This is a genomic window from Thermosynechococcus sp. PP555 (assembly GCF_031583225.1).
Taxonomy (GTDB): Bacteria; Cyanobacteriota; Cyanobacteriia; order Thermosynechococcales; family Thermosynechococcaceae; genus Thermosynechococcus.
On the sequence record NZ_CP134168.1, the window covers coordinates 1264606 to 1284815 of the forward strand.

A 20210-nucleotide genomic window follows, 5' to 3' on the forward strand; every position below is an offset into this window, starting at 1 on the left:
CTCCCTGATGATGAACTGATTGTTAAAATACTTTAAGAGTTTGCGCGACTGCCCATGAATACGGCAATTGTCCCCAGTGATTCCGCGCCCCAAGAGATTGCGATCGCGGCTGAAACCCTTCCCAATGATCCGGAGACCTTTCAACCCTATGATCCCGTGGCCATTGGTGCCTACTACCGGCAGCGACCTTTACTGGTCTTCAGTCGCTGGTTGCGGATTCTCTGGCCAGTGTTTTGGCTGCTCTTTAACCGTTGGTGGGACAGGGTCACAGGCCAAAGTAAACAAAATCAACACCAGCGAGCGATCGCCCTGCGGGAAACCCTCACCCGCCTTGGACCAGCCTATATCAAAGTGGGGCAAGCCCTCTCCACTCGTCCGGATCTCTTGCCAGCGGTCTATTTGGAAGAATTAACAAAACTCCAAGATCAGTTGCCACCCTTCCCCAATGAAGTGGCCTTTCAGTTTATTGAGGAGGAACTGGGCGCCCCCCCCAGTAAGCTTTTTGCTGAACTGAGTGATCATCCCATTGCGGCTGCCTCCTTGGGACAGGTGTACCGGGGCAAACTCCACAGTGGCGAAGAGGTGGCCGTCAAAGTCCAGCGTCCCGGCTTGGCAGAAAGTATCACCTTGGACATTTACATTCTGCGGGGGGTGGCCTATTGGGCAAAACGCCTGATCAAGGAGATTCGCAGTGATTTAGTGGCCATTCTCGATGAATTTGCTGGTCGCCTCTTTGAGGAAATGGATTATACCCAAGAGGGACGGAATGCCGAACGCTTTGCCCGTCTCTATGGCCACCTCACCGATGTCTATATTCCCAAGATTTACTGGAATTATACGCGGCGGCGGGTGCTCACCATGGAGTGGGTGACGGGGGTCAAACTCAACCAACCGCAGCAAATTCAAGCCTTGGGGATTGATCCGCGCTACATGGTGTATGTGGGGGTGCAGTGCTCCCTGCGGCAGTTGCTCGAACATGGGTTTTTCCATGCTGATCCCCATCCAGGGAATCTGCTGGCCATGCCTAGCGGCAAATTGGCCTATCTCGACTTTGGCATGATGAGTGAGATTGCGCCAGAGCAGCGCTATGGCTTGCTGAATGCCATTGTCCACATTGTTAACCGTGAGTACGAAAGCCTTGCCTACGACTATGTTCATTTAGGGTTCCTAACCCCCGATACAGATCTGGAACCGATTATTCCGGCGCTGGCCTTGGTCTTTGAGGATGCCTTGGGGGCGAGTGTCTCGGAACTAAATATCCAACGCATTTTCGATCGCCTGTCAGAGGTGATGTACGAGTATCCCTTTCAGGTGCCTGCCTATTATGCCTTGATCGTGCGATCGCTCCTGACCATGGAAGGGATTGCCATGGGCGTTGACCCCAACTTTAAGGTACTCAGTGCCGCCTATCCTTACATTGCCAAACGACTGCTCACGGATCCTGCCCCAGAGCTGCGCACAAGTCTCACGAACCTGCTCCTCAAGGATGGTCAATTTCGCTGGACGCGCCTAGAAAATCTGCTGCGCAATGCCCGCGAGAGCCGTGACTATGACTTTAATGTGGTGCTGGAGCAGGCTTTAGATTTTCTCTTTTCGGAGCGGGGAGCGGAGTATCGCGATCGCCTAGCGGATGAAATTGTCAAGAGCCTTGACACGTGGGCACGGACAACCATAGGGCAATGGAACTTGGTGCAACTCTTACCCCTCGTCACCCGTCCCGTACCAGCAACGGCAAGTTCTAATATCATCAGTGAAGCCAATGCCCTAGAGCATTTGCGCCGCATTTTCAGCATTTTGCAGGATACCCCCGGCTTTGACTGGGGCAAAGTCATCCCTGCAATTCTGCGGATTATTGTGCGCCCAGAGGTACAGCAAATGGGTCAGCGTATTGTCAACGGCCTCCTGCAACGGGCGATCGCCCGCTTTATTCGGGAGATGTTGCTGGCGGACTCGCAGCCGGCGCTTCAGACGACGAGTTTGTCTCGCTAGGTTCTGGGGATACGGGCGGTGGTGCTTCTTCAGTGGGGGTGGGTGCTGGTGAGGCTTCACTCGCAGGGGATGGTCTAGCCTCTGGTTTTGGTGTTGGTGGTAGCGTTGCCGGTGCTGGCATGGCAGGCTGTGGTCTTGGGGTGGCAGCAGGTTGCTGACCTCGGCACACTTCGGGGCGATACTCAAAAGCAAAGGTGAGCGCTAGGGCTTGGTACTGCCCTGTGGCCTCAAAGGATTGCTGACGTACCCGTTCTAGGGCGGCTTGATCGAGGAGTACAGAACCACTGCTGCGAATAATCTGGGGATTGCGGGTGAGCAAACCCGTTTCTGGGGCGGCATTGGCAGGCAGCAATTGCCCTTGGGGAGTGACCACCACCGCAACGGTTGTTTCCCCCTGCAGGCGATCGCCACAGGCCTCTTGGGGATAAAAGTCCGTGATCCGCTGGGCTAAATTCACTTGTAGATTCGTCGTATTGAGGGTCAATCGCGTTTGATTAAACCACCGCGATAACGCTGCTGCCGCTTCGCCTTCTGTGGTTGCTAGGGGTTCTTCAGGGGTGGGTTCAGGCGTAGGCGTCGGTGAGACGAGTTCCGGCGCAACGGCCACCTCTTCATTCGGGGTTGTCGGGATAACGGGTAAGGGGCGGGCGGGCGGGGGCAATTGCCATAGCGGCGGCAAAGGTTGCAGCGGTACTGGATTGGGTAGGGGCGGCAGTTCCGTCAGCGGCGGCAAGGGGGGCAGGGGTGCCAAGGGGGCAAAGGAAAGGGGGGGTGGCTCAATGCCTGTAAACGGCAGAGGCGGTGGTGCGGTCGTGGCAAGGGGCGGCAGTTCCGTGGGCAAGAGCGGTTCAATCGAAGGTAAATCCGCTTCGAGTTCCGGAGAAAGGCTGACCAAGGGCACCAGTTGATCACTGGCCAACTCTGGCGGTGTGGGTTCGGGCACCCGCACAAAGGAAAGAATCACAGCGTGCAGCAGAATTGAACTAGCGATCGCCAGTCGTGTTGGCTCCCACACTGGCCACTGGGAAACCCTTTGCCAAATGGGTTGCATTGGTAGCCGCAGCACCCCAGATCCTCCACACCAATATTCATGACAATTGTATCTCGGCTGCTTAAATTTGTAACAAGACTTGCTATAATCATCCACATTTGCATTCTCTGTGAATCATGTTCGCCCAATTTCGAGAAGTTGAAGTTATACTCAATCGTTTTTTTGTGAAAAATCTGACTCAACAGGATCTCACATTTTATGAATACCAATGCCAATTTACTCAAGTGCCAGAGGAAGGTAGCGAGCAAAAAGCCCTTTCCAGCGTTTGCTACAAACTAGGTGTAACTGCTGTTCGACTAGGGAACCGCATTATTACAAGGCAGCCTATTGATACTAGTAAGATGCAAACTCAGGGTTGGCAGTTACAGCAAATAGGATGTAGAGAGCTGAGTTGTCAAAATGATCACGAAAGGCAGGCACTGGAATCCTTTGAACGCAAAATCCTAGAGTGCAAATTAAAAGAAAAATTTGAGAAAACCAGAATTGAAAAAGATTACGAAGTCGGATTGATTTGGTGGATTCCTGTTGAAAAAGGGATAGAAAAAAGGGGGGATGGCTGGGAAGTACATAGAGGTAGAGCAATCAACGTTAGAATTGAGCCAGATGGAAAATTATACTTGGAAATTGATATTCATCATCGCTTTTATACTCCATTTACACTTGAATGGTGGCTCAACAAATATCCCGATATTCAGATCAAGTACGTCAGAAATACTTACGAAGATAAAAAAGTTTGGATTCTTGAAGATTTTTCGAATAAAAGTCCAAATGACGTAGAAATAAAAGAACTCGGAATCAGTTTAGCAGCTTACCACCGTCAAAAAGGCGCATCTGAACAAGAGATCAATGAATCACGTGTTGTAATTGTTAGAAAAACTAGTGAATATAAAGCTAAGCCAGTATATCATCTATCTCAAAGACTATCACCAATTCTCACAGTAGAAGTGTTAGAACAAGTTGAAGAACAAGAACAAGATAATCAATCAGTCTTCAACAAAATAAGGAAAGATCTTAACGAGCGTTTGGAAAAATCTAAATCTACAGCAGGAATCATTTTCAAAAACGTCTATGGTCTTGAAACTGAGCCAGAACCAATCAAAGTTGATGGTTTTTTCATGCCTCGCGCAAAACTATTAGCTCGCAATAATAAAGAAATTGAAAAAACAGCTAAAATTAGATCCTTTGGCTGTGCAAAAATTGGCGAAACGAAATTTGGCTGCCTTAATCTTTTTGATGATAAAGCTGAATATCCAGAAGAAGTACGCAAACGCTTACTGAAAATAGCAGAAAGTAGTGGTACACAGATAGAAATAGACTACTTTTTTACCAAAAGCGAATATCCGAAAGATGATCTGGATCAACAAAGATTCTGGCAGCAATGGGCTGATCGAGGAATTAAAACTGTTCTAGTGGTGATGCCCTGGTCACCCAATAAAGAAAAACAGAAATTGCGAAATCAAGCATTAAAAGCAGGTATAGCAACTCAGTTTATAGTGCCAGTTAATGTAAATAATTATAAATCTCTCAATGTTTGCCTAGGGCTGTTGTGTAAAGCCAAGTGGCAGCCTGTCTATCTAAAACCATTAGATCATCCTGAAGCTGCTGACTTGGTTATCGGTTTTGACACAGGTACAAATGGAAGACTGTACTATGGCACTTCTGCTTTTGCAGTTTTAGCCAATGGTCAAAGCTTGGGTTGGGAGTTACCACATGTGCAACGGGGAGAAACTATCTCTGGCCAAGCAATTTGGCAAGTTGTGTCTAAGCTAGTGCTTAAATTCCAAGACAATTGTCATTCCTACCCTAAAAAGATACTACTGATGCGTGATGGCCTTATTCAAAAAGGGGAATTTGAGCAGACAATTGAAGAACTAAATAAAAAAGATATTGCTGTCGATATTCTCAGTGTCCGTAAAAGTGGCTCAGGCAGAATGGGACGTGAACTCAATTCAGGCAATAGCAAAATAACCTATATTGACGCTGAAGTGGGTACTGTGATTGTTGATCCTAAAAGTAAATTATTTATTTTACAAACCAGCGAGGCAATCAAGACAAAGGATGGAACGATTGGCAGTGCTAGACCGTTGCGCGTTGTGCACACCCATGGCAAGACCCCTTTAGAACTACTGGCTTTACAGACCTATCATTTGACTCAATTGCATCCTGCTAGCGGATTTTGCTCTTCTCGACTGCCTTGGGTACTGCACCTCGCCGATAAAAGTAGCAAAGAGTTTCAGCGCATCGGTCAAATCAGCGTTTTACAGAATATTGATCGAGAAAAGTTAATTGCTGTTTGATAGAACAATAGATTTTAATCTAGCAAAATACAGGGCAACATTGAAATACCTTATGCAGTCTGCCCAAACAGCGGCAGAACCCTCTTAATCGAGCAATCAATCTATGAGAAGGTAACCAGTTTTAGATAAAATTCTATGGATTAACTGATTCATACTCACCTGCCTTGAGCTGAAATAGGGGTCAAGGGCTTAAAATTAGGTTTGATAATACGAGAAACTAGAAAATATTATCAATCATTATATTGTCAAAAGAAACCCCTGACCCTATGCTTGTTTTAGAAATAATGAGGACGGTGATTAACGTTACGATAACAATCGGCTATCCCGTCATTATTTTCTGTAGCGATCGCTCTGATTGCAACTCTAGCTTTTGTACTGCTTACCCTTATTCTAATTAGGAGAGCTTACTCATGCCAATTGCTGTGGGAATGATTGAAACGCGCGGATTCCCCGCCGTCGTCGAAGCAGCAGACGCAATGGTAAAAGCCGCTCGGGTCACCCTTGTGGGCTACGAGAAAATTGGGAGTGGTCGGGTCACCGTGATTGTGCGGGGTGATGTCTCCGAGGTGCAAGCCTCAGTGGCTGCCGGGGTCGATTCTGCCAAACGTGTCAATGGCGGCGAGGTACTGTCTACGCACATCATTGCTCGTCCCCACGAAAACCTTGAGTACGTATTGCCCATTCGCTATACCGAGGCAGTGGAGCAATTCCGAAACTAAGGGGTTTGGCAGTTGGGTGGAGTTTTCAGTTGCATCGCTTATCGATCCTCTAGTTCTTAACTTGTCTGACGTTTAGGAGTTATTACAATGGCAATTGCCGTCGGTATGATTGAAACCCTTGGTTTCCCCGCAGTGGTGGAAGCCGCAGACGCAATGGTGAAAGCCGCTCGCGTTACCCTTGTGGGCTACGAGAAAATCGGCAGTGGTCGGGTCACCGTGATTGTCCGTGGTGATGTCTCTGAAGTGCAGGCTTCGGTGGCGGCGGGGGTCGAAAACGTGAAGCGTGTGAATGGGGGTCAAGTGCTCTCCACCCACATCATTGCACGTCCCCACGAAAACCTCGAATACGTCCTGCCCATTCGCTACACCGAAGCGGTGGAACAATTCCGCGAAAGCGTTAGTGGCATTCGTCCGATGGGTCGCCCATAGTGAAAATCGCGCGAGTGTGCGGCACCGTTACCAGTACTCAAAAAGAAGACACCTTAACGGGAGTCAAGTTTCTCGTCTTGCAATATTTGGGTGAGGACGGCGAATTTTTACCCGACTACGAAGTGGCTGCAGATACGGTGGGTGCAGGACAGGATGAGTGGGTATTGGTAAGCCGAGGCAGTGCCGCCCGCTGTATTATCAATGGCACCGACAAACCCATTGACGCAGCCGTTGTCGCCATTATTGACACCGTAAGTCGGGATAATTATTTGCTCTACAGCAAACGTACCCAGTATTAGCATTGGAGACTTCTCCCTATGGCGGTTCAAAGCTATGCGGCACCTCCGACGCCGTGGTCTAGGGATTTAGCGGAGCCAGAGATTGCCCCCACGGCTTACGTCCACTCCTTTAGTAACCTCATCGGCGATGTCCGCATCAAAGATTATGTTCACATCGCACCCGGCACGTCCATTCGTGCCGATGAAGGAACGCCCTTCCACATTGGCTCCCGCACCAACATCCAAGATGGCGTTGTCATCCACGGCCTCCAGCAGGGACGGGTGATTGGCGATGATGGCCAAGAGTATTCTGTCTGGATTGGTGATAATGCCTCAATTACCCACATGGCGCTGATCCACGGCCCTGCCTACATTGGCGATGGCTGTTTCATTGGCTTTCGTTCGACGGTCTTTAATGCTCGGATTGGCGCAGGCTGTGTGGTGATGATGCATGTCCTCATTCAGGATGTGGAGATTCCACCGGGAAAATATGTGCCTTCAGGAATGGTGATCACGACGCAGCAGCAAGCCGATCGCCTGCCGAACGTGGAAGAGTCGGATATTCACTTTGCCCAGCACGTGGTTGGCATCAATGAAGCACTGCTATCGGGGTACCAGTGTGCTGAGAATATTGCCTGTATTGCCCCGATTCGGAATGAACTCCAGCGTCAAGAAGACCCACCCATCCTACACGTTGAAACGCTCACCGGGGAAAAGAACACTATGACCGCAGATTATGGGACTCATGTCCGCCAATTGTTGCAGCAGGGATACCAAATCAGCTTGGAATATGCCGATGCGCGGCGGTATCGTACGAGCTCTTGGCAGAGTTGCCCGACGTTGACGGGACGGCAGGAGTCTCAAGTGATGGCGGCGATCGCCCAACTCCTCAAGGAACACGAGGGTGAGTATGTACGCCTGATCGGCGTTGATCCCAAAGCCAAGCGTCGCGTTTTCGAGGAAATTATTCAACGCCCCGGTCAAGCTGCTGTGACTAGTTCTAGTAGCTATCGTCCTAGCGCAACCGTGAGTGCAGCCCCAGTGGGTTCCTTGGATGCCTCCGTTGTGGCTCAGGTGCGGCAGTTACTTCAGCAGGGCTATCAAATTGGCACAGAGCACGCTGATGCTCGCCGCTATCGCACTAGTTCTTGGACTAGCTGCGCCCCCATTCAATCCAAAGAGGAACGGGAAGTGCTCGCCGCCCTTGAGGCCTGCCTCCAAGAACATGCAGGGGAATATGTGCGCTTGATTGGTATTGATCAAAAGCAAAAGCGGCGCGTCCTTGAGCAAATTATTCAGCGACCCGATGGCGCGGTGGCGATCGCCACAAAAGCAGCAACCCCAGCGGCTACTAGCCCTGTCTCCGTCAGTTCGGCCAGCAATGAAACCGTTCTCAGCGCCGATCTCCTGAACCAAATTCAAGACCTGTTGCGCCAGGGCTGCCAAGTCACCACCGAGTATGCCGACCAGCGTCGCTTCCGTACCAGTTCTTGGCAAAGCGGCATCAAAATTACCTCAGCGCAGCAGCTCAATGACCTCAGTGCCTTCCTTGCCGAGCACCAGCGGGACTATGTCCGCCTCGTAGGTGTCAATCCCCAAGCCAAACAGCGGGTACTGGAAACGATTATTCACCGCCCCAATGGTAAAACCGCCAGCAATGGCAGTAGCACCCGTGGTCAAGGGTTCGCACCGCGCCCAACCGCCTCTAGTCAAGGGAGCACTAGCAGCCACAGTCTCAGTCAAGAGGTGGTTGAACAAGTACGGCAACTGCTACAACAGGGCTATACCCTCGGCCTAGAACACGTGGATGCCCGTCGCTACCGCACCAACTCTTGGCAAAGTGGCCCCCGCATTGAGGCCAAAAATCTCAATGAAGCCCTTGCTGCGATTCAGGCTTGCCTCCAAGAATACAGTGGCGAGTACGTGCGGCTGATTGGCATTAATCCTGCCGGTAAGCAGCGGGTGGCCGAAATCCTGCTCCAACAGGCTGCTAAGTAGCCCTCCCTGTGAGGTGCCCCAATGCCCCTGCCGCCTTTAGCCCTGCCCCCTTCACCTGCGGTTCGCATTGTTGGTGATGTGGTGGTGGATCCCCAAGCCGTTTTGGCACCCGGGGTGTTGCTTTGGGCAGAAGCAGGGGCTTCAATTCGCATTGCCGCAGGTGTCTGTATTGGTATGGGCAGCGTCATTCATGCCCACGGCGGCACCATTGAAATTGGCGAAGGGGTCAACATTGGCGCGGGCGTGCTGCTGATTGGGGCAGTGACCGTTGAACCCCATGCCTGTATTGGCGCCAGTACCACCGTGATGCAAACAACGATTCCGTCTGGTGCTGTGGTGGCCGCTGGTTCGCTTCTTGGTGATAGTAGTCGCCGTTGGCAGCCCCCCACAGAAACGAGTCCCCTCCAAGAGAGTGCCGTTTCCTCTGAGGATCCTTGGCAAGAGCCATCAACAACTGCCGATACTGCAGAGAATTCCACGCCAGAGCAGCAGGAGTCTACAGCCTCTCCCTCTAGCCATCAGGAAAGTCCAACCGCCGCGCCACCAGAGACAAGCACTTCGCCAACAGCTAAGACCAGCGTGGTCTATGGCCAAGCCTACGTTAGCAAGATGTTTGCCAAAATGTTTCGCGTAGAGCCAATCCAACCCACTGGGGAGAATCCTGCCCTAGGAAGTAGTCAGTAAAGCAACCGTTTCTACATGGGCTGTTTGCGGAAACATATCGAGGGGCTGAATTTTGGTTAGTTGATAGGCACCGGTAGCGCAGAGGTGAGCCAAATCCCGTGCCAAGGTGGCAGGGTGACAACTGACATAGAGAATGCGCGGCGGACGGTGGCGGAGAATCGCCTCAAGAACGGGGCGATCGCACCCTTTGCGCGGTGGATCAAGAATTAGCACATCCACGGCCTGATCGGACTGGGGTAGCCACTCTTCTGCTCTGGCACAGAAAAAACGAGCATTGTTAATACCATTGTGTTGGGCGTTGGCGATCGCCTGTTGTACCGAAGCAGGATGCACTTCCACACCAATCACTTCAGCGACAGCGCCGGCAAGGGGTAGGCTCAGTGTCCCGACTCCACAGTAGAGATCGACCAGTCGTTCGTGACCTGTTGGGGCAATCCACTCTCGCAGGGTGCTAACCAGTTGCTCCGCTTGCGCCGTGTTGACTTGAAAAAAGGTGGTCGAAGCAATCTGAAACCTCACCCCTGCCATCTCTTCCCAAAGGTACGATCGCCCCGCCAATACCTGGGTCTCGTCACCAAAGATGCGATTTCCCACTTGATGATTGAAGTTGACACAGACCCCCACCACCCCTTGAAACTGCTGTAACCAACCTTCTGCCTCTGCCTGCAAGCCAGCGGGTAATGCCCCCGCAAGCACGAGGGTAATGAGCTGCTCCCCGGTACGCTGACCAATGCGCAAGCCCAAGTGGCGCAACCCCGGTTCATGGGTCTGCTCGTTGTATATCGGCCAAGGTTGTAACGCTTGCTTCAGGGCAGCCAAGAGCGGATTGAAGCGCGGATCTTGCACGGGACATTGATTCAGGTTTACTAGGTGATGGGAGCCTTTTTGGTAATAGCCCGCAACCACGGTACCATGGCGGCGACCGAGGGGGTACGTCACTTTATTGCGATAGCCAAAGGGGTTAGGGGCAGCCAAAATCGGTAGGAAAGTTTGCGGTTTCAGATGACCAATACGAGCGATCGCGTCCTTCACCAGTTGTTCTTTGGCCGCCAATTGCGCCCCATAGGCCACCCGCTGCCACTGACAGCCGCCACATTTATCCGCCACAATACAGCTTGGCCGCACCCGCTGCTCTGAGGGTTGCACCACCTCCAAGACCTTGCCGTGGGCATATTGCCGCTTGACATGGGTCAGTCGCACCCGCAGGCGATCGCCCGGAACCGTATCCGCCACAAAAACCACCCGATCCTGCCAGCGTCCTACCCCCTCCCCCGTGTGGTTCAAGGAGTCAATTGTTAGCTCAATGGTGGCGCCCTGCTGCCAAACGCTCATCAATTTACGTCTAAGCCTACTAAACGTTAGGGATAAGTTAAGGAGAGCCAGCAAGCTCTATTTTCGCTGCTATACTGCTAGCGGTGCAATCCGACGTTTGTACTGAAGTGATTTTGGAGTCGATCCCCTATGCTGAAGCGTCTTTCGCCTTGGTTACTGGCACTGGCACTACCCGTGGGTGCCCTTTTCACCACCCCTGCCAAAGCAGCTAACTTTGTCTCCCTCACCTATGGTCCTTTTCAGCGCTCCTTCCCGATGTCGGAGCTAGAGGAATTTGTGTCCACTCAAGAAGCTACGGGAGAATTGCGAGCATTGATGCGGATGGTTTCCAAAGATGACCAAGCCAAGCTCCTTGAATTCTTGGGTATGCGGCTGCCCTTTAATGTTGTGCAAACCAATAAAATTTTGAGTAGTCCCATTGGCAAAGATTTACTCAAACAATTTTCTCAGGTCACGATTCGCCGCGATAAAGCCGGTGAAGTGGCTCTCCGTGGTGCCATGCTCACTGCCGCTGCTTCTCCGGAAGGGTTGAGCATGATGTCGTTTTTGAAAAACTATCCTGCTGAAACCATCAACCTTGATTTGCGCAAGCTCAACCAAATGCTCAAGAAACAAGATGGCATCATGAGCATGCTCGGGAAACTGCGCCCATAGCGCTAGACGATTGACGAAGAGTTAAAATTAACGATTCCAGTGCAGGGGCAAAGAGGCTCCTGCATTTTTTAGCAATCTACCAAAATTTGCCGTAGTACTCCGTCTATACCGCAAAGCGGTTAGGTGGTAGTGAGGTGATAGGCGACCATAGGGAGCAGTCACTCAATCTCAGCTTGTTGCTGGACATATTGAGCTAGCACCGAACATCGGGCGCGACTAATAGCTATAGTCCACTCATGCTCACCCTGACGTACGAGTACAGGCTAAAACTAACCCAGCAGCAGGCTAAGCAGATCGACCACGATCTAGACGTGTGTCGCCAAGTTTGAAATGATGCGCTGAGGGAGCGCAAAGACTAGATTGCTTCGCGCAAATGTCCAGTCAATGCCTGCTCTGTGCCTAGCGAGTACATCATCCCAGCGGATGCCCCCTACCCCAGCTTCAACGTGCAGTGTCAACGATTCACCCAAGCAAAGCAGACCAACCCTGATTTAGCGTCGGTTAACGCCCAAGCATCAGCAAGTCTTGAAGCGGGTGGTTGGCCTCGATGTTGGCCTAGAATACTTTCTCTCCACCTCGGACGGACTTCAACTAGCACGGCCTAGGTTTTTCGTAGAGATGCAACGCAAGCTTCAATTGCTGCAACGCAGACTGAAGCGGAAACAGATTGGGTCAGCCAACTGGAAGAAGATTCAACGCAAGGTGGCGAAGCTGCATGAACAGATTGCCCGCACCCGCAGGGACTGTCACTTCAAGGTTGCCCACCAACTTTGCGACGGGGCTGATGTGATTGTGGTGGAGGATTTGAATCTGATTGGCCTCAGTCGTGGGACGCTGGGCAAGCACATGCTGGATGCGGGTCATGGGCCATTCCTGAACTCGGTGTTGCCTTGGGTGGCCTGCAAGCGTGGCAAGGTGGTTGTCAAGGAGAAAGCAGCGGGCACCTCTCAAGAGTGTCCCAACTGTGGCGAAGCAGTCCGCAAAACGCTATCAATCCGTTGGCATGAGTGCCCCTGTGGCTGTTCAATGCCTAGGGATATTGCCGCTGCATTCGTGTTGCGGAATCGATTGATAGGCGGTGGGGCGCACCGTCTTGAAAATGCCCTTGGAGAGGTTCTGGCGGGGATGACTTTCGGGTCATCTAGTCAAGACTCTGTGAACGGGGAATCTCCTGCTATACGCGTTGGCCTAAGCCTGCCGTTAGGCATAGCGTTACCGGGATGAGCGTCAACTCTGGTGGCGTAGTTGTTGAATGCTGTGGTGAATCTGCTGAAGCGCTAAATCAATCTCGGTCTCTGTGGTGGTACGTAATAAACCAAATCGCAGCGAAGCATGAGCAAGGGTGGGCGATCGCCCCAAGGCAAGCAGAACGTGAGACGGTGTTGGTTTGTCGCTACTACAGGCTGCCCCCGTTGAGAGGGCAACATGGGGATAAATCGACTGTAGGAGGGCATTGCCCTCAACCCCACCAATACTGACATTGAGACAGTTGGGTAAACTCTGTTGCCAATCACCATTGAGATAAATGTCTCCAAGGGAGGCTAAGCCCTGCCACAGCCGTTCTTTCAGGTGCCGCAGATGGGGAATATCCGTGGCTTGACGTTCCTGAGCGAGTCGTACTGCTACCCCAAAGCCGACAATGAGGGGAGTGGCCAAGGTTCCGGATCGCCAGCCCTGTTCTTGACTGCCACCATGAAGTTGAGGCGCAAGTTGGACGCGGGGGCGATCGCGCCGCACATAGAGGGCACCAATGCCCTTTGGTCCGTAGAGTTTATGGGCAGTCAGGGACATGAGATCCACCTGAAGCGCCTGAACATCCAAGGGAATTTTGCCCAAGGCTTGAGCGGCATCGGTGTGGAAGAGTACCCCGCGATCGCGACAGCGGCGACCAATCTCGGCCAAGGGTTGGAGCACCCCAATTTCATTATTGGCAGCCATCACGGATACCAAGATGGTCTCATGGGTAAAGGCTTGCTCTAACTCAGCCAGATCAATGAACCCTTTCTCATTCACCCCTAGATAGGTCACCCGAAAGCCAAGGGACTCCAAATAGCGACAGGGAGCGAGCACTGCATTGTGTTCTGTCTGCACGGTAATGATATGGCGACCGCGACTGTAGTAGGCTTCAGCCACCCCCTTGATTGCCAAGTTGTCTGCTTCAGTGGCACCACTGGTGAAAATGATTTCTTCGGGATGGGCATGGATGGCTGCGGCAATCGTTTCACGGGCAAGATCAATGGCGGCGGCGGCCTCCCAACCATAGGCATGGGCACGATTACTGGCATTGCCGGGGCGATCGCTAAAATAGGGCAACATGGCTGCCAGTACTTGGGGATCCACCGGTGTGGTTGCCAGTCCATCTAAGTAAATTGGCTTCATCCCCAGTCTTCTTGAAACCCCTTCTCCTTTAGCCTAGCAAGGAACCCCGCACTCAATGGCCATTCAGACCATCTGGCGGTAGAAAGCGCCAAGTGGGACTATATTGAAAAGTGATAGGCATTTTCCCAGGGTTGGCCGAGCGGATGAGGCAGCGAACTCATAATTCGCCATAGGCTGGTTCAACTCCAGCACCCTGGATCTTTTAATCCAGTCAACGCCAATCCAGCGATCGCCTTCCGCTAAACTGAAAGAAGTTTCGTGTCGCAAATTTTGCCATGAGTAGCACCTATAAACCGCAACAGGCCTCCGACAAAAATCTTGAAGCCATGCGCAAGTTTGCGGAAACCTATGCTAAGCGCACAGGAACCTACTTTTGCTCAGATTTGGGGACAACGGCGGTTGTTCTGGAAGGATTGGCCAAGCATAAAGACGACTACGGCTCTCCCCTGTGTCCCTGCCGCCACTATGAAGACAAAGAAGCAGAGGTAGAAGCGGCCTACTGGAACTGCCCCTGTGTGCCCATGCGCGAACGGCGGGAGTGTCACTGCCTTCTCTTTTTAACTCCGGATCATCCCTTTGCGGGTACAGCTCAGGAGATTTCCTTTGAACAAATTCGCGAGGAAACCAATCGCTTTACGGTTTCTTAGTATTCCAGTGTCACTACAATCGTATTGCTGTAGATGCCCGCAGGCACAAACTGCCGGGTGGGGATGCGACCAAAAATTTCAAGGGTTGTAGGGGCATGATTCACAGGCACTAAGGTACGCAAACTGCTCCCACCGGTACCATCCCCCCAGATTTGGGTGCGAGCGGCATCAATGTAAAGGTTGTAGTCAAGGCGCCCCCTGCCAGAGGTCATTTGTCGAGGGATAAAAGGATCGGCATTGCCAGTAGGCGCCAAGGTTTAGGCCAGTCACGCTGTTAATGGTGCAGTTTGCAAAAGTAACTGTCGGTAGAGCTAGGCCGCTGGCGATCGCGAGCAGGATACTGAGATGTAGCTGCACCACTCACAGGTATTTAAGAACAACCTACGCCAATCATAGTTCATCCGTGATTTCCCTTGGCAGACATCCCCCTAGGGGGGATATAGTAAACTGTGGGTTCTGAGGTGGCCACCATGACCTTTCAACTTCCTCCCCTGTTGCAGTGCCTACGGAATCGAGCCTTTGCCGGTCTCTATACGGCGCAAACGATCAATCTGATTGGGGATGCGTTCACATGGCTCGGCTTAGCACTCCTTGCTTTTGAGTTAGCAGGAGAGAATTCAGGACTGTGGCTCTCAACTGCCTTAACGCTGCGGGTCACCATTTTTGTGCTATTGGCTCCTATTGCTGGTGTCTTAGCAGATCGATTGGATCGCAAGGGATTGATGGTGACTACCCATCTTGTGCGGATGGTTTTGGTATCCTTCTTGCCGTTTGTTACTGACGGCTGGCAACTGTATCTCGTAGTGGCTTTGCTGAGTGGCTTTCACGCCCTTTTTACCCCAACCTACACGGCCACATTACCCTTGATTACGACGGCTGAAGAGTGCCCACCGGCGATCGCCCTCTCGAATGCCACGTACCAACTCCTGAGTGTTTTAGGCCCAGCCCTCGCAGGTAGTGTTGCGGCGTTATGCAGTACCCGTTCAGTGTTCTTTTTGGATGCTTTGACCTTTTTGGTTGCAGCGGTGTTGATTGCTGGGCTGCCCACTGCTTTGATCGTACCTAGAGCAGGATCAGTCCCCCCCCGTAGCGGATTTCTTGAGGAGCTAAGTGTTGGTAGTCAGTGCCTTTGGTGGGATGCAGCAATTCGCTATGGATTACTACTGCAATTGGTGGCGGCGATCGCTGGCGCGGAAATTTTGGTGAATACCGTCGGCTATGTTCAGGGCACGCTACAGGCAGGAAGTCAGGCCTACGGCTCAATCATGGCGGCATTTGGTGTGGGTGCTACTTTGGCTGCGGTGATTTGGGGTTCTTCCTGTCGCAGGATGAGTGCAGTGGTGGTGATGGCCCTAGGGGGGATACTGACGGTGCTGCCGCTGTTGGCTGCCTATGGTGCCAATGTCCCTACCCTCGCTCTGTTGTGGGCGATCGCGGGTATCGGTAAAACCCTCGTCAATGTGCCTATGCAGACGGTAATTGCTGAGAGAGTGGCCGTGGACTTGCAGGGTCGGGTTTATGGCGCTCAGTTTGCTTGGAGTCATCTTTGGTGGGTCTTGGCCTATCCCCTAGCGGGATGGTTCGGCAGTCAGTTTCCAGCCCAACATTTTTTCTATACTGGCCTCAGTAGCATGGTGCTTTTCATCGCTTTTGTGGTGTTGACCCAACCGTGGCACCTGCGGCATCTCCCCGCTGGTTTTTGGCACACTCATCCCCATGAGCACGACAGCGAGCATGATCATTGCCATCGGCTACAGGCTCATCAGCACCTACACTTTCATCTCCAGCCAAGCCACGGCAATTAACTAACACCATCCGCAGTCAACAGGGCTTTGTAGAGGCCGGGTCGGCGATCGCGAAAGAAGCCATAGGCCGCCCGTAGGCGTTCAATTTCCTCTAAATCAAATCTATGGACAAGCACTGCTTCTTGGGTGCGATCGGCCTCGGCCACCAGATCTCCCCTTGGATTAGCAATAAATGAACTGCCATAAAATACCTGCCCCCCCTCGTCACCCACACGGTTGGCTGCCACCACTGGAATCACATTTGCCACTGCATGACCAACCATCACCCGCTGCCAAGGGTCTTTGGTGTCCAGTGTGGGATCGTGGGGTTCACTGCCAATGGCGGTGGGATACACCAGCACCTCTGCCCCCATGAGGGTCATCACCCGTGCAGCCTCTGGAAACCACTGATCCCAGCAGATGCCGACACCGATTTTGCCGTAGCGGGTACGCCAGACTCGAAAGCCTGTATTGCCGGGGCGGAAGTAAAACTTTTCCTCATAGCCGGGGCCATCGGGAATATGACTTTTGCGATAGACACCGAGGTTGACACCCCCCGCATCAATCATGGCCACACTGTTGTAATAGACGGTGCCCGCCTTTTCAAAAAAGGACACTGGAATCACCACCGCCAGTTCCCGCGCCAAGGCCTCAAAGTGAGCAATTGTTGGGTGGTTTTTCACGGGGTGTGCCCGCTGAAAGTGACTCTCCCGCTCTTCCTTACAAAAATAGTGACCTTCAAATAGCTCTGGCAGGACAATGACCTGTGCCCCCTGCTGATGCGCCTGCCGCACTAGATCACTGAGGTGCAGAATATTGGTCTCAACATCATCGGTCAGTTGAGCTTGAATGGCAGCAACGGTCAGTGTTCTCATAGTTCCTGCTGAGTAATGCAATGGAAGGCGCCTCCCCCTTCTAAAATCGTCCGTGCGGGAAGGCCAACAGTTTTGCGACTGGGAAAGAGCTTGGCGATCGCCTCAACCGCTTTGGCATCCGCTTCGACACCATAGGTGGGGACGACAACGGTGGTATTGGCAATATAAAAATTCACGTAGCTAGCGGGTAAAATCTCCCCCTTTCGACTCGTCACCCGCCCCGGCGAAGGCACTGGGATCACCTCTAGGGAGCGCCCCTTGGCATCCGTTAGCGTTTGCAACTGCTCATAAATCGTCAGCAGGACATCGTAGTTCGGATCCTCAGGGCTGTCGGGCAGCATACAAACCACGGTTGCTGGAGCCACAAAACGCACCAGCGTATCGATGTGACCATCGGTGTGATCGTTGGCCAGTCCCGATTCAATCCAGAGGATTTTGCTCACGCCAAGGGCGGGCTTGAGGCGGGCTTCCACTTCTGCGCTGTCTAAATAGGGATTGCGGTTGGGGTTGAGGAGGCACTGGCGGGTGGTGAGGCAGGTTCCTTCGCCATCCACTTCGATCGCCCCCCCCTCCAAGAATAACGGCATCGCCCCATAGGGGAGGCCGATGGCTAGAGCAAGGCGCACAGCCAAGTCACTATCGCCGGGAAGTTGATACTTCTTGCCCCAACCATTAAAGGGCAAACAGAGGAGTCGGCGCTCCCCTGCCTCATTGATTAAGCCCACAGGAGCGGTATCCCGCAGCCAAATGTCACCAAAGGGGAGCTGATAAAACTGTGGATTCAGATCCCCGAGATAAGAACGAGCAGTGGCTTCTCCCACCTCATCTAGCACCAGAATCTTCAGTTGCTCCCCGCGGCACTGACCTGTTACGGGATCGGGGTCAGCGATCGCGCGACACAGGGCAGTAAATTCTAAACGCACCTGCGGTAATAGTTCTCCCCACAAATCCTCGTGACTGGGGAAAGCTAACCAACAGGCGCGATGGGGCAGCCACTCAGCCGGCTGAAAAAAGGGGGACATGAAGAGCGATTAGCCCTTTTTGTTGGTTTTGGGTGCAGGTTTAGCGGCAGCTTTTTTCCCTTTAGCAGTTTGCTGGGGTTTGGCACCGCTGTATTTCCGGCGGAAGCGTTCCACCCGCCCTTCAGCGTCAACGATTTTCTGAGTACCCGTGAAGAAGGGATGGTTGCCTGACCAGATATCCACGTGCAGTTCGGGTTTCGTGGAACCCACGGTCATCACTACTTCACCGTCACAATAGACTTTGGCTTCGGGATACCACTGGGGATGAATGTTCGGTTTTGGCATAGGCGTCTCACCACAAACGAGAAGTAAAAGACGAAAATCCTAACGTTTTGAGTATTGGGGGGCTTTGCGGGCTTTGCGCAGACCGTATTTACGCCGCTCCTTGGCACGGGGATCGCGGGTGAGATAGCCTTCCGTTTTCAGCGGCTTGCGGTTTTCGATGTCCAGTTGACACAGGGCGCGGGCAATCCCTAAACGAATGGCATCTGCTTGCCCCGTCAAACCACCCCCCGTGGCATTGACATAAATATCATAGCTACTTTCAAGGCCAAGGGTTTCAAGGGGGGCTTTCACCAAGTTGAGATAGGTGGGGTTGTTTTGCAGGTAGTCAGCCCCATTGCGGCCATTGATCAACAGTTGACCGCTACCGGGGATCAGGCGCACCCGTGCCACCGCCGACTTACGGCGACCGGTTCCCAAATAAACTACCCGCTTAGACTGATCAGCAATCTGCATGTTAGGCTCCCGGAATCGTGTTAATGGTCAAAGGCTGGGGTTTTTGCGCTTGGTGGGGATGCTCTGGCCCAGCATAAACTTTCAGCTTGGTAAAGAGTTTACGGCCAAGGGAATTTTTCGGCAGCATCCCTTTGACAGCATGCTCAATAATCCGCTCGGGAATGCGGGCTTGCAGTTGATCAAAGGTTTCAATTTTCATGCCGCCGGGGCGTCCCGAGTGACGACGGTAGAGTTTTTGGGAGCGTTTTCTGCCGGTGACGGTGACTTTCTCGGCATTGATGACAATCACAAAGTCACCCGTGTCCATGTGGGGGGTGTAAATGGCTTTGTTTTTACCCCTGAGAATACGGGCAATTGCTGCGGCTAGCCGACCCAAGCGTTGATCAGCGGCATCAATGACATACCACTGGGGAGCAAGGTCATCCACGGCGGGCAGTGGTGTCTTTACGGTACTGGTCATCACAAACTCCATGATTCTATGCAATGGACAATTCAGGGCTAATGGAGGCTAACTGAAACTGGGGCATCGCCTCGGTGCACAGGGCAAGGGGGAAAGGCGATTCAGGATAACCCACCCCCAATAGACAAAGGCCTACAGGGGGGGCAGCATACTTGACGAGGTGGCGTTGCTCCTGCTGCCAAATTTCCGTAAAACTGGCGGGCGATCGCTGGCCTTGCCCCACCTGTACCAAGAGTCCCACCAACAGGCGCATCATGCCGTAGAGAAACCCCGAAGCTTGCACCTCAATTTCCACAAGGGCACCGCGCCGCTGGCAGCTCACCGCCTGCACCTCCACCCAAGAATGGGCACGATTCGAGCCCGAACGGTGAAAGGCACTGAGGTGATGCCGCCCCAACAATGGCTGAAGCACGGCTGCCATTTTTTCCACATCCAAAGGGGCATAGTAGTAGTGCCATGTCCAAGGGCGCAGAAAGATATTGGGGCAGGGATCGGTATAGAGGGTATAGCGATAGCGACGCCACAGCGCCGAGAAACGGGCATGCCAGTGATCGGGCACCACCGCCGCCGCACGAATCACCACATCGGCAGGCAAGCGAGCATTGAGAATCCCCGGCCAACGATGAACGGGAATGGGCGAGTTGACCGTGACGTGAGCCACTTGACCAGCAGCATGAACCCCTGTATCGGTGCGACCGGCTGCGACAACAGAGACGGGATGATTGACAACACTGGCGATCGCCTGCTCAATCACCTCCTGTACTGTGCGCTGTCCCACCTGCCGTTGCCAGCCGTGGAAATGGGTGCCCTGGTACTGAATAAGCAGTGCCAAGCGTTGGCCGCTCTGAGGAGGTGCGATCGCCGTCATCATTGC

22 protein-coding genes and 1 tRNA gene are annotated in these 20210 nt (G+C 52.7%); 13 read left to right on the forward strand and 10 right to left on the reverse strand.

Translation table 11 applies throughout. From position 1 onward, the window contains the following. Window positions 1-54 precede the first annotated feature (54 nt). Window positions 55-1989 (forward strand): AarF/ABC1/UbiB kinase family protein, encoded by a 1935-nt coding sequence (locus RHH27_RS06040; protein ID WP_302679098.1) that lies wholly within the window; start codon window positions 55-57, stop codon window positions 1987-1989. Here RHH27_RS06040 and RHH27_RS06045 read toward each other — a convergent pair. After that, window positions 1925-3055 (reverse strand): hypothetical protein, encoded by a 1131-nt coding sequence (locus tag RHH27_RS06045; protein ID WP_302679099.1) that lies wholly within the window; start codon window positions 3053-3055, stop codon window positions 1925-1927. The two genes, RHH27_RS06040 and RHH27_RS06045, sit on opposite strands and share 65 nt — an antisense overlap. 101 nt (window positions 3056-3156) lie before the next feature. Here RHH27_RS06045 and RHH27_RS06050 point away from each other — a divergent pair, with 101 nt between their 5' ends. From RHH27_RS06050 to RHH27_RS06075, 6 genes are all read left to right on the forward strand, one after another. Beyond that, a complete protein-coding gene (locus RHH27_RS06050) occupies window positions 3157-5337 on the forward strand; it encodes an argonaute PAZ domain-containing protein (RefSeq protein ID WP_302679100.1) in 2181 nt (726 codons plus the stop codon). Window positions 5338-5747: 410 nt separating this feature from the next. Continuing rightward, complete coding sequence (locus tag RHH27_RS06055; protein WP_011056791.1) at window positions 5748-6056, forward strand: carbon dioxide-concentrating mechanism protein CcmK; 309 nt, start codon at window positions 5748-5750, stop codon at window positions 6054-6056. An 87-nt stretch (window positions 6057-6143) separates the two neighbouring features. Next, window positions 6144-6485, forward strand: a complete 342-nt coding sequence (locus RHH27_RS06060; RefSeq protein WP_011056790.1) for a carbon dioxide-concentrating mechanism protein CcmK — start codon at window positions 6144-6146, stop codon at window positions 6483-6485. Next, window positions 6485-6784: a EutN/CcmL family microcompartment protein gene (locus tag RHH27_RS06065; protein WP_149817455.1), complete on the forward strand. Its 300-nt coding sequence runs from the start codon at window positions 6485-6487 to the stop codon at window positions 6782-6784. The genes RHH27_RS06060 and RHH27_RS06065 overlap by 1 nt, the downstream gene beginning before the upstream one ends. A gap of 18 nt (window positions 6785-6802) precedes the next feature. After that, window positions 6803-8761, forward strand: coding sequence for a ribulose bisphosphate carboxylase small subunit (locus tag RHH27_RS06070; RefSeq protein ID WP_302679101.1), 1959 nt, complete (start codon window positions 6803-6805; stop codon window positions 8759-8761). 21 nt (window positions 8762-8782) lie between these two features. Further along, window positions 8783-9445 (forward strand): hypothetical protein, encoded by a 663-nt coding sequence (locus RHH27_RS06075; protein WP_302679102.1) that lies wholly within the window; start codon window positions 8783-8785, stop codon window positions 9443-9445. Here the strand turns inward: RHH27_RS06075 and rlmD are convergent. Beyond that, window positions 9428-10777 carry a 23S rRNA (uracil(1939)-C(5))-methyltransferase RlmD gene (rlmD, locus tag RHH27_RS06080; protein WP_302679103.1) on the reverse strand — a complete coding sequence of 450 codons (1350 nt, stop codon included), beginning with the start codon at window positions 10775-10777 and terminating at the stop codon, window positions 9428-9430. The two genes, RHH27_RS06075 and rlmD, sit on opposite strands and share 18 nt — an antisense overlap. A 129-nt stretch (window positions 10778-10906) precedes the next feature. Between rlmD and RHH27_RS06085 the strand changes: the two genes are divergently transcribed. The 3 genes from RHH27_RS06085 to RHH27_RS06090 all read left to right on the forward strand — a co-directional run bounded on the left by RHH27_RS06085 (window position 10907) and on the right by RHH27_RS06090 (window position 12655). Next, complete coding sequence (locus RHH27_RS06085) at window positions 10907-11431, forward strand: alpha/beta hydrolase (protein ID WP_206201492.1); 525 nt, start codon at window positions 10907-10909, stop codon at window positions 11429-11431. A 236-nt stretch (window positions 11432-11667) separates the two neighbouring features. Continuing rightward, on the forward strand, window positions 11668-11760 hold the full coding sequence (locus tag RHH27_RS13285) for a helix-turn-helix domain-containing protein (RefSeq protein WP_315862904.1): 93 nt from the start codon (window positions 11668-11670) through the stop codon (window positions 11758-11760). Window positions 11761-11965: 205 nt separating this feature from the next. After that, window positions 11966-12655, forward strand: coding sequence for a transposase (locus RHH27_RS06090; protein ID WP_302679152.1), 690 nt, complete (start codon window positions 11966-11968; stop codon window positions 12653-12655). Window positions 12656-12658: 3 nt separating this feature from the next. Here the strand turns inward: RHH27_RS06090 and RHH27_RS06095 are convergent, their stop codons facing one another. Continuing rightward, the gene (locus RHH27_RS06095; RefSeq protein WP_206201495.1) at window positions 12659-13810 is read right to left on the reverse strand and encodes a cysteine desulfurase family protein; all 1152 of its coding nucleotides are present in this window, start codon (window positions 13808-13810) and stop codon (window positions 12659-12661) included. A 125-nt stretch (window positions 13811-13935) separates the two neighbouring features. Here RHH27_RS06095 and RHH27_RS06100 point away from each other — a divergent pair. Further along, window positions 13936-14008, forward strand: a tRNA-Ile gene (locus RHH27_RS06100). Between the two features lie 77 nt (window positions 14009-14085). After that, the gene (locus RHH27_RS06105) at window positions 14086-14457 is read left to right on the forward strand and encodes a ferredoxin-thioredoxin reductase catalytic domain-containing protein (protein ID WP_206201496.1); all 372 of its coding nucleotides are present in this window, start codon (window positions 14086-14088) and stop codon (window positions 14455-14457) included. On the opposite strand, the gene RHH27_RS06110 is transcribed toward RHH27_RS06105, so the two are convergent. Continuing rightward, window positions 14454-14669, reverse strand: coding sequence for a spore coat U domain-containing protein (locus RHH27_RS06110; protein ID WP_302679104.1), 216 nt, complete (start codon window positions 14667-14669; stop codon window positions 14454-14456). The two genes, RHH27_RS06105 and RHH27_RS06110, sit on opposite strands and share 4 nt — an antisense overlap. A gap of 258 nt (window positions 14670-14927) precedes the next feature. Here RHH27_RS06110 and RHH27_RS06115 point away from each other — a divergent pair, with 258 nt between their 5' ends. Continuing rightward, window positions 14928-16262, forward strand: coding sequence for an MFS transporter (locus RHH27_RS06115; RefSeq protein ID WP_302679105.1), 1335 nt, complete (start codon window positions 14928-14930; stop codon window positions 16260-16262). Here the strand turns inward: RHH27_RS06115 and aguB are convergent. The 6 genes from aguB to truA are packed head-to-tail and all read right to left on the reverse strand — an operon-like array spanning window position 16259 to window position 20207. Continuing rightward, window positions 16259-17116, reverse strand: coding sequence for an N-carbamoylputrescine amidase (aguB, locus tag RHH27_RS06120; RefSeq protein ID WP_302679106.1), 858 nt, complete (start codon window positions 17114-17116; stop codon window positions 16259-16261). The two genes, RHH27_RS06115 and aguB, sit on opposite strands and share 4 nt — an antisense overlap. Then, the gene (locus RHH27_RS06125; protein ID WP_206201500.1) at window positions 17113-18138 is read right to left on the reverse strand and encodes an agmatine deiminase family protein; all 1026 of its coding nucleotides are present in this window, start codon (window positions 18136-18138) and stop codon (window positions 17113-17115) included. Before RHH27_RS06125 ends, aguB begins: the two co-directional genes overlap by 4 nt. 9 nt (window positions 18139-18147) lie before the next feature. Next, window positions 18148-18423, reverse strand: coding sequence for a 50S ribosomal protein L31 (gene rpmE / locus RHH27_RS06130; protein WP_149817874.1), 276 nt, complete (start codon window positions 18421-18423; stop codon window positions 18148-18150). A gap of 39 nt (window positions 18424-18462) precedes the next feature. Beyond that, complete coding sequence (gene rpsI / locus RHH27_RS06135) at window positions 18463-18876, reverse strand: 30S ribosomal protein S9 (protein ID WP_149817876.1); 414 nt, start codon at window positions 18874-18876, stop codon at window positions 18463-18465. Between the two features lies 1 nt (window position 18877). Continuing rightward, entirely contained in the window at window positions 18878-19336 is a 459-nt protein-coding gene (gene rplM / locus RHH27_RS06140; RefSeq protein WP_206201501.1) for a 50S ribosomal protein L13, read from the reverse strand. Between the two features lie 16 nt (window positions 19337-19352). After that, window positions 19353-20207, reverse strand: coding sequence for a tRNA pseudouridine(38-40) synthase TruA (gene truA / locus RHH27_RS06145; protein ID WP_206201502.1), 855 nt, complete (start codon window positions 20205-20207; stop codon window positions 19353-19355). Window positions 20208-20210: the final 3 nt, after the last annotated feature.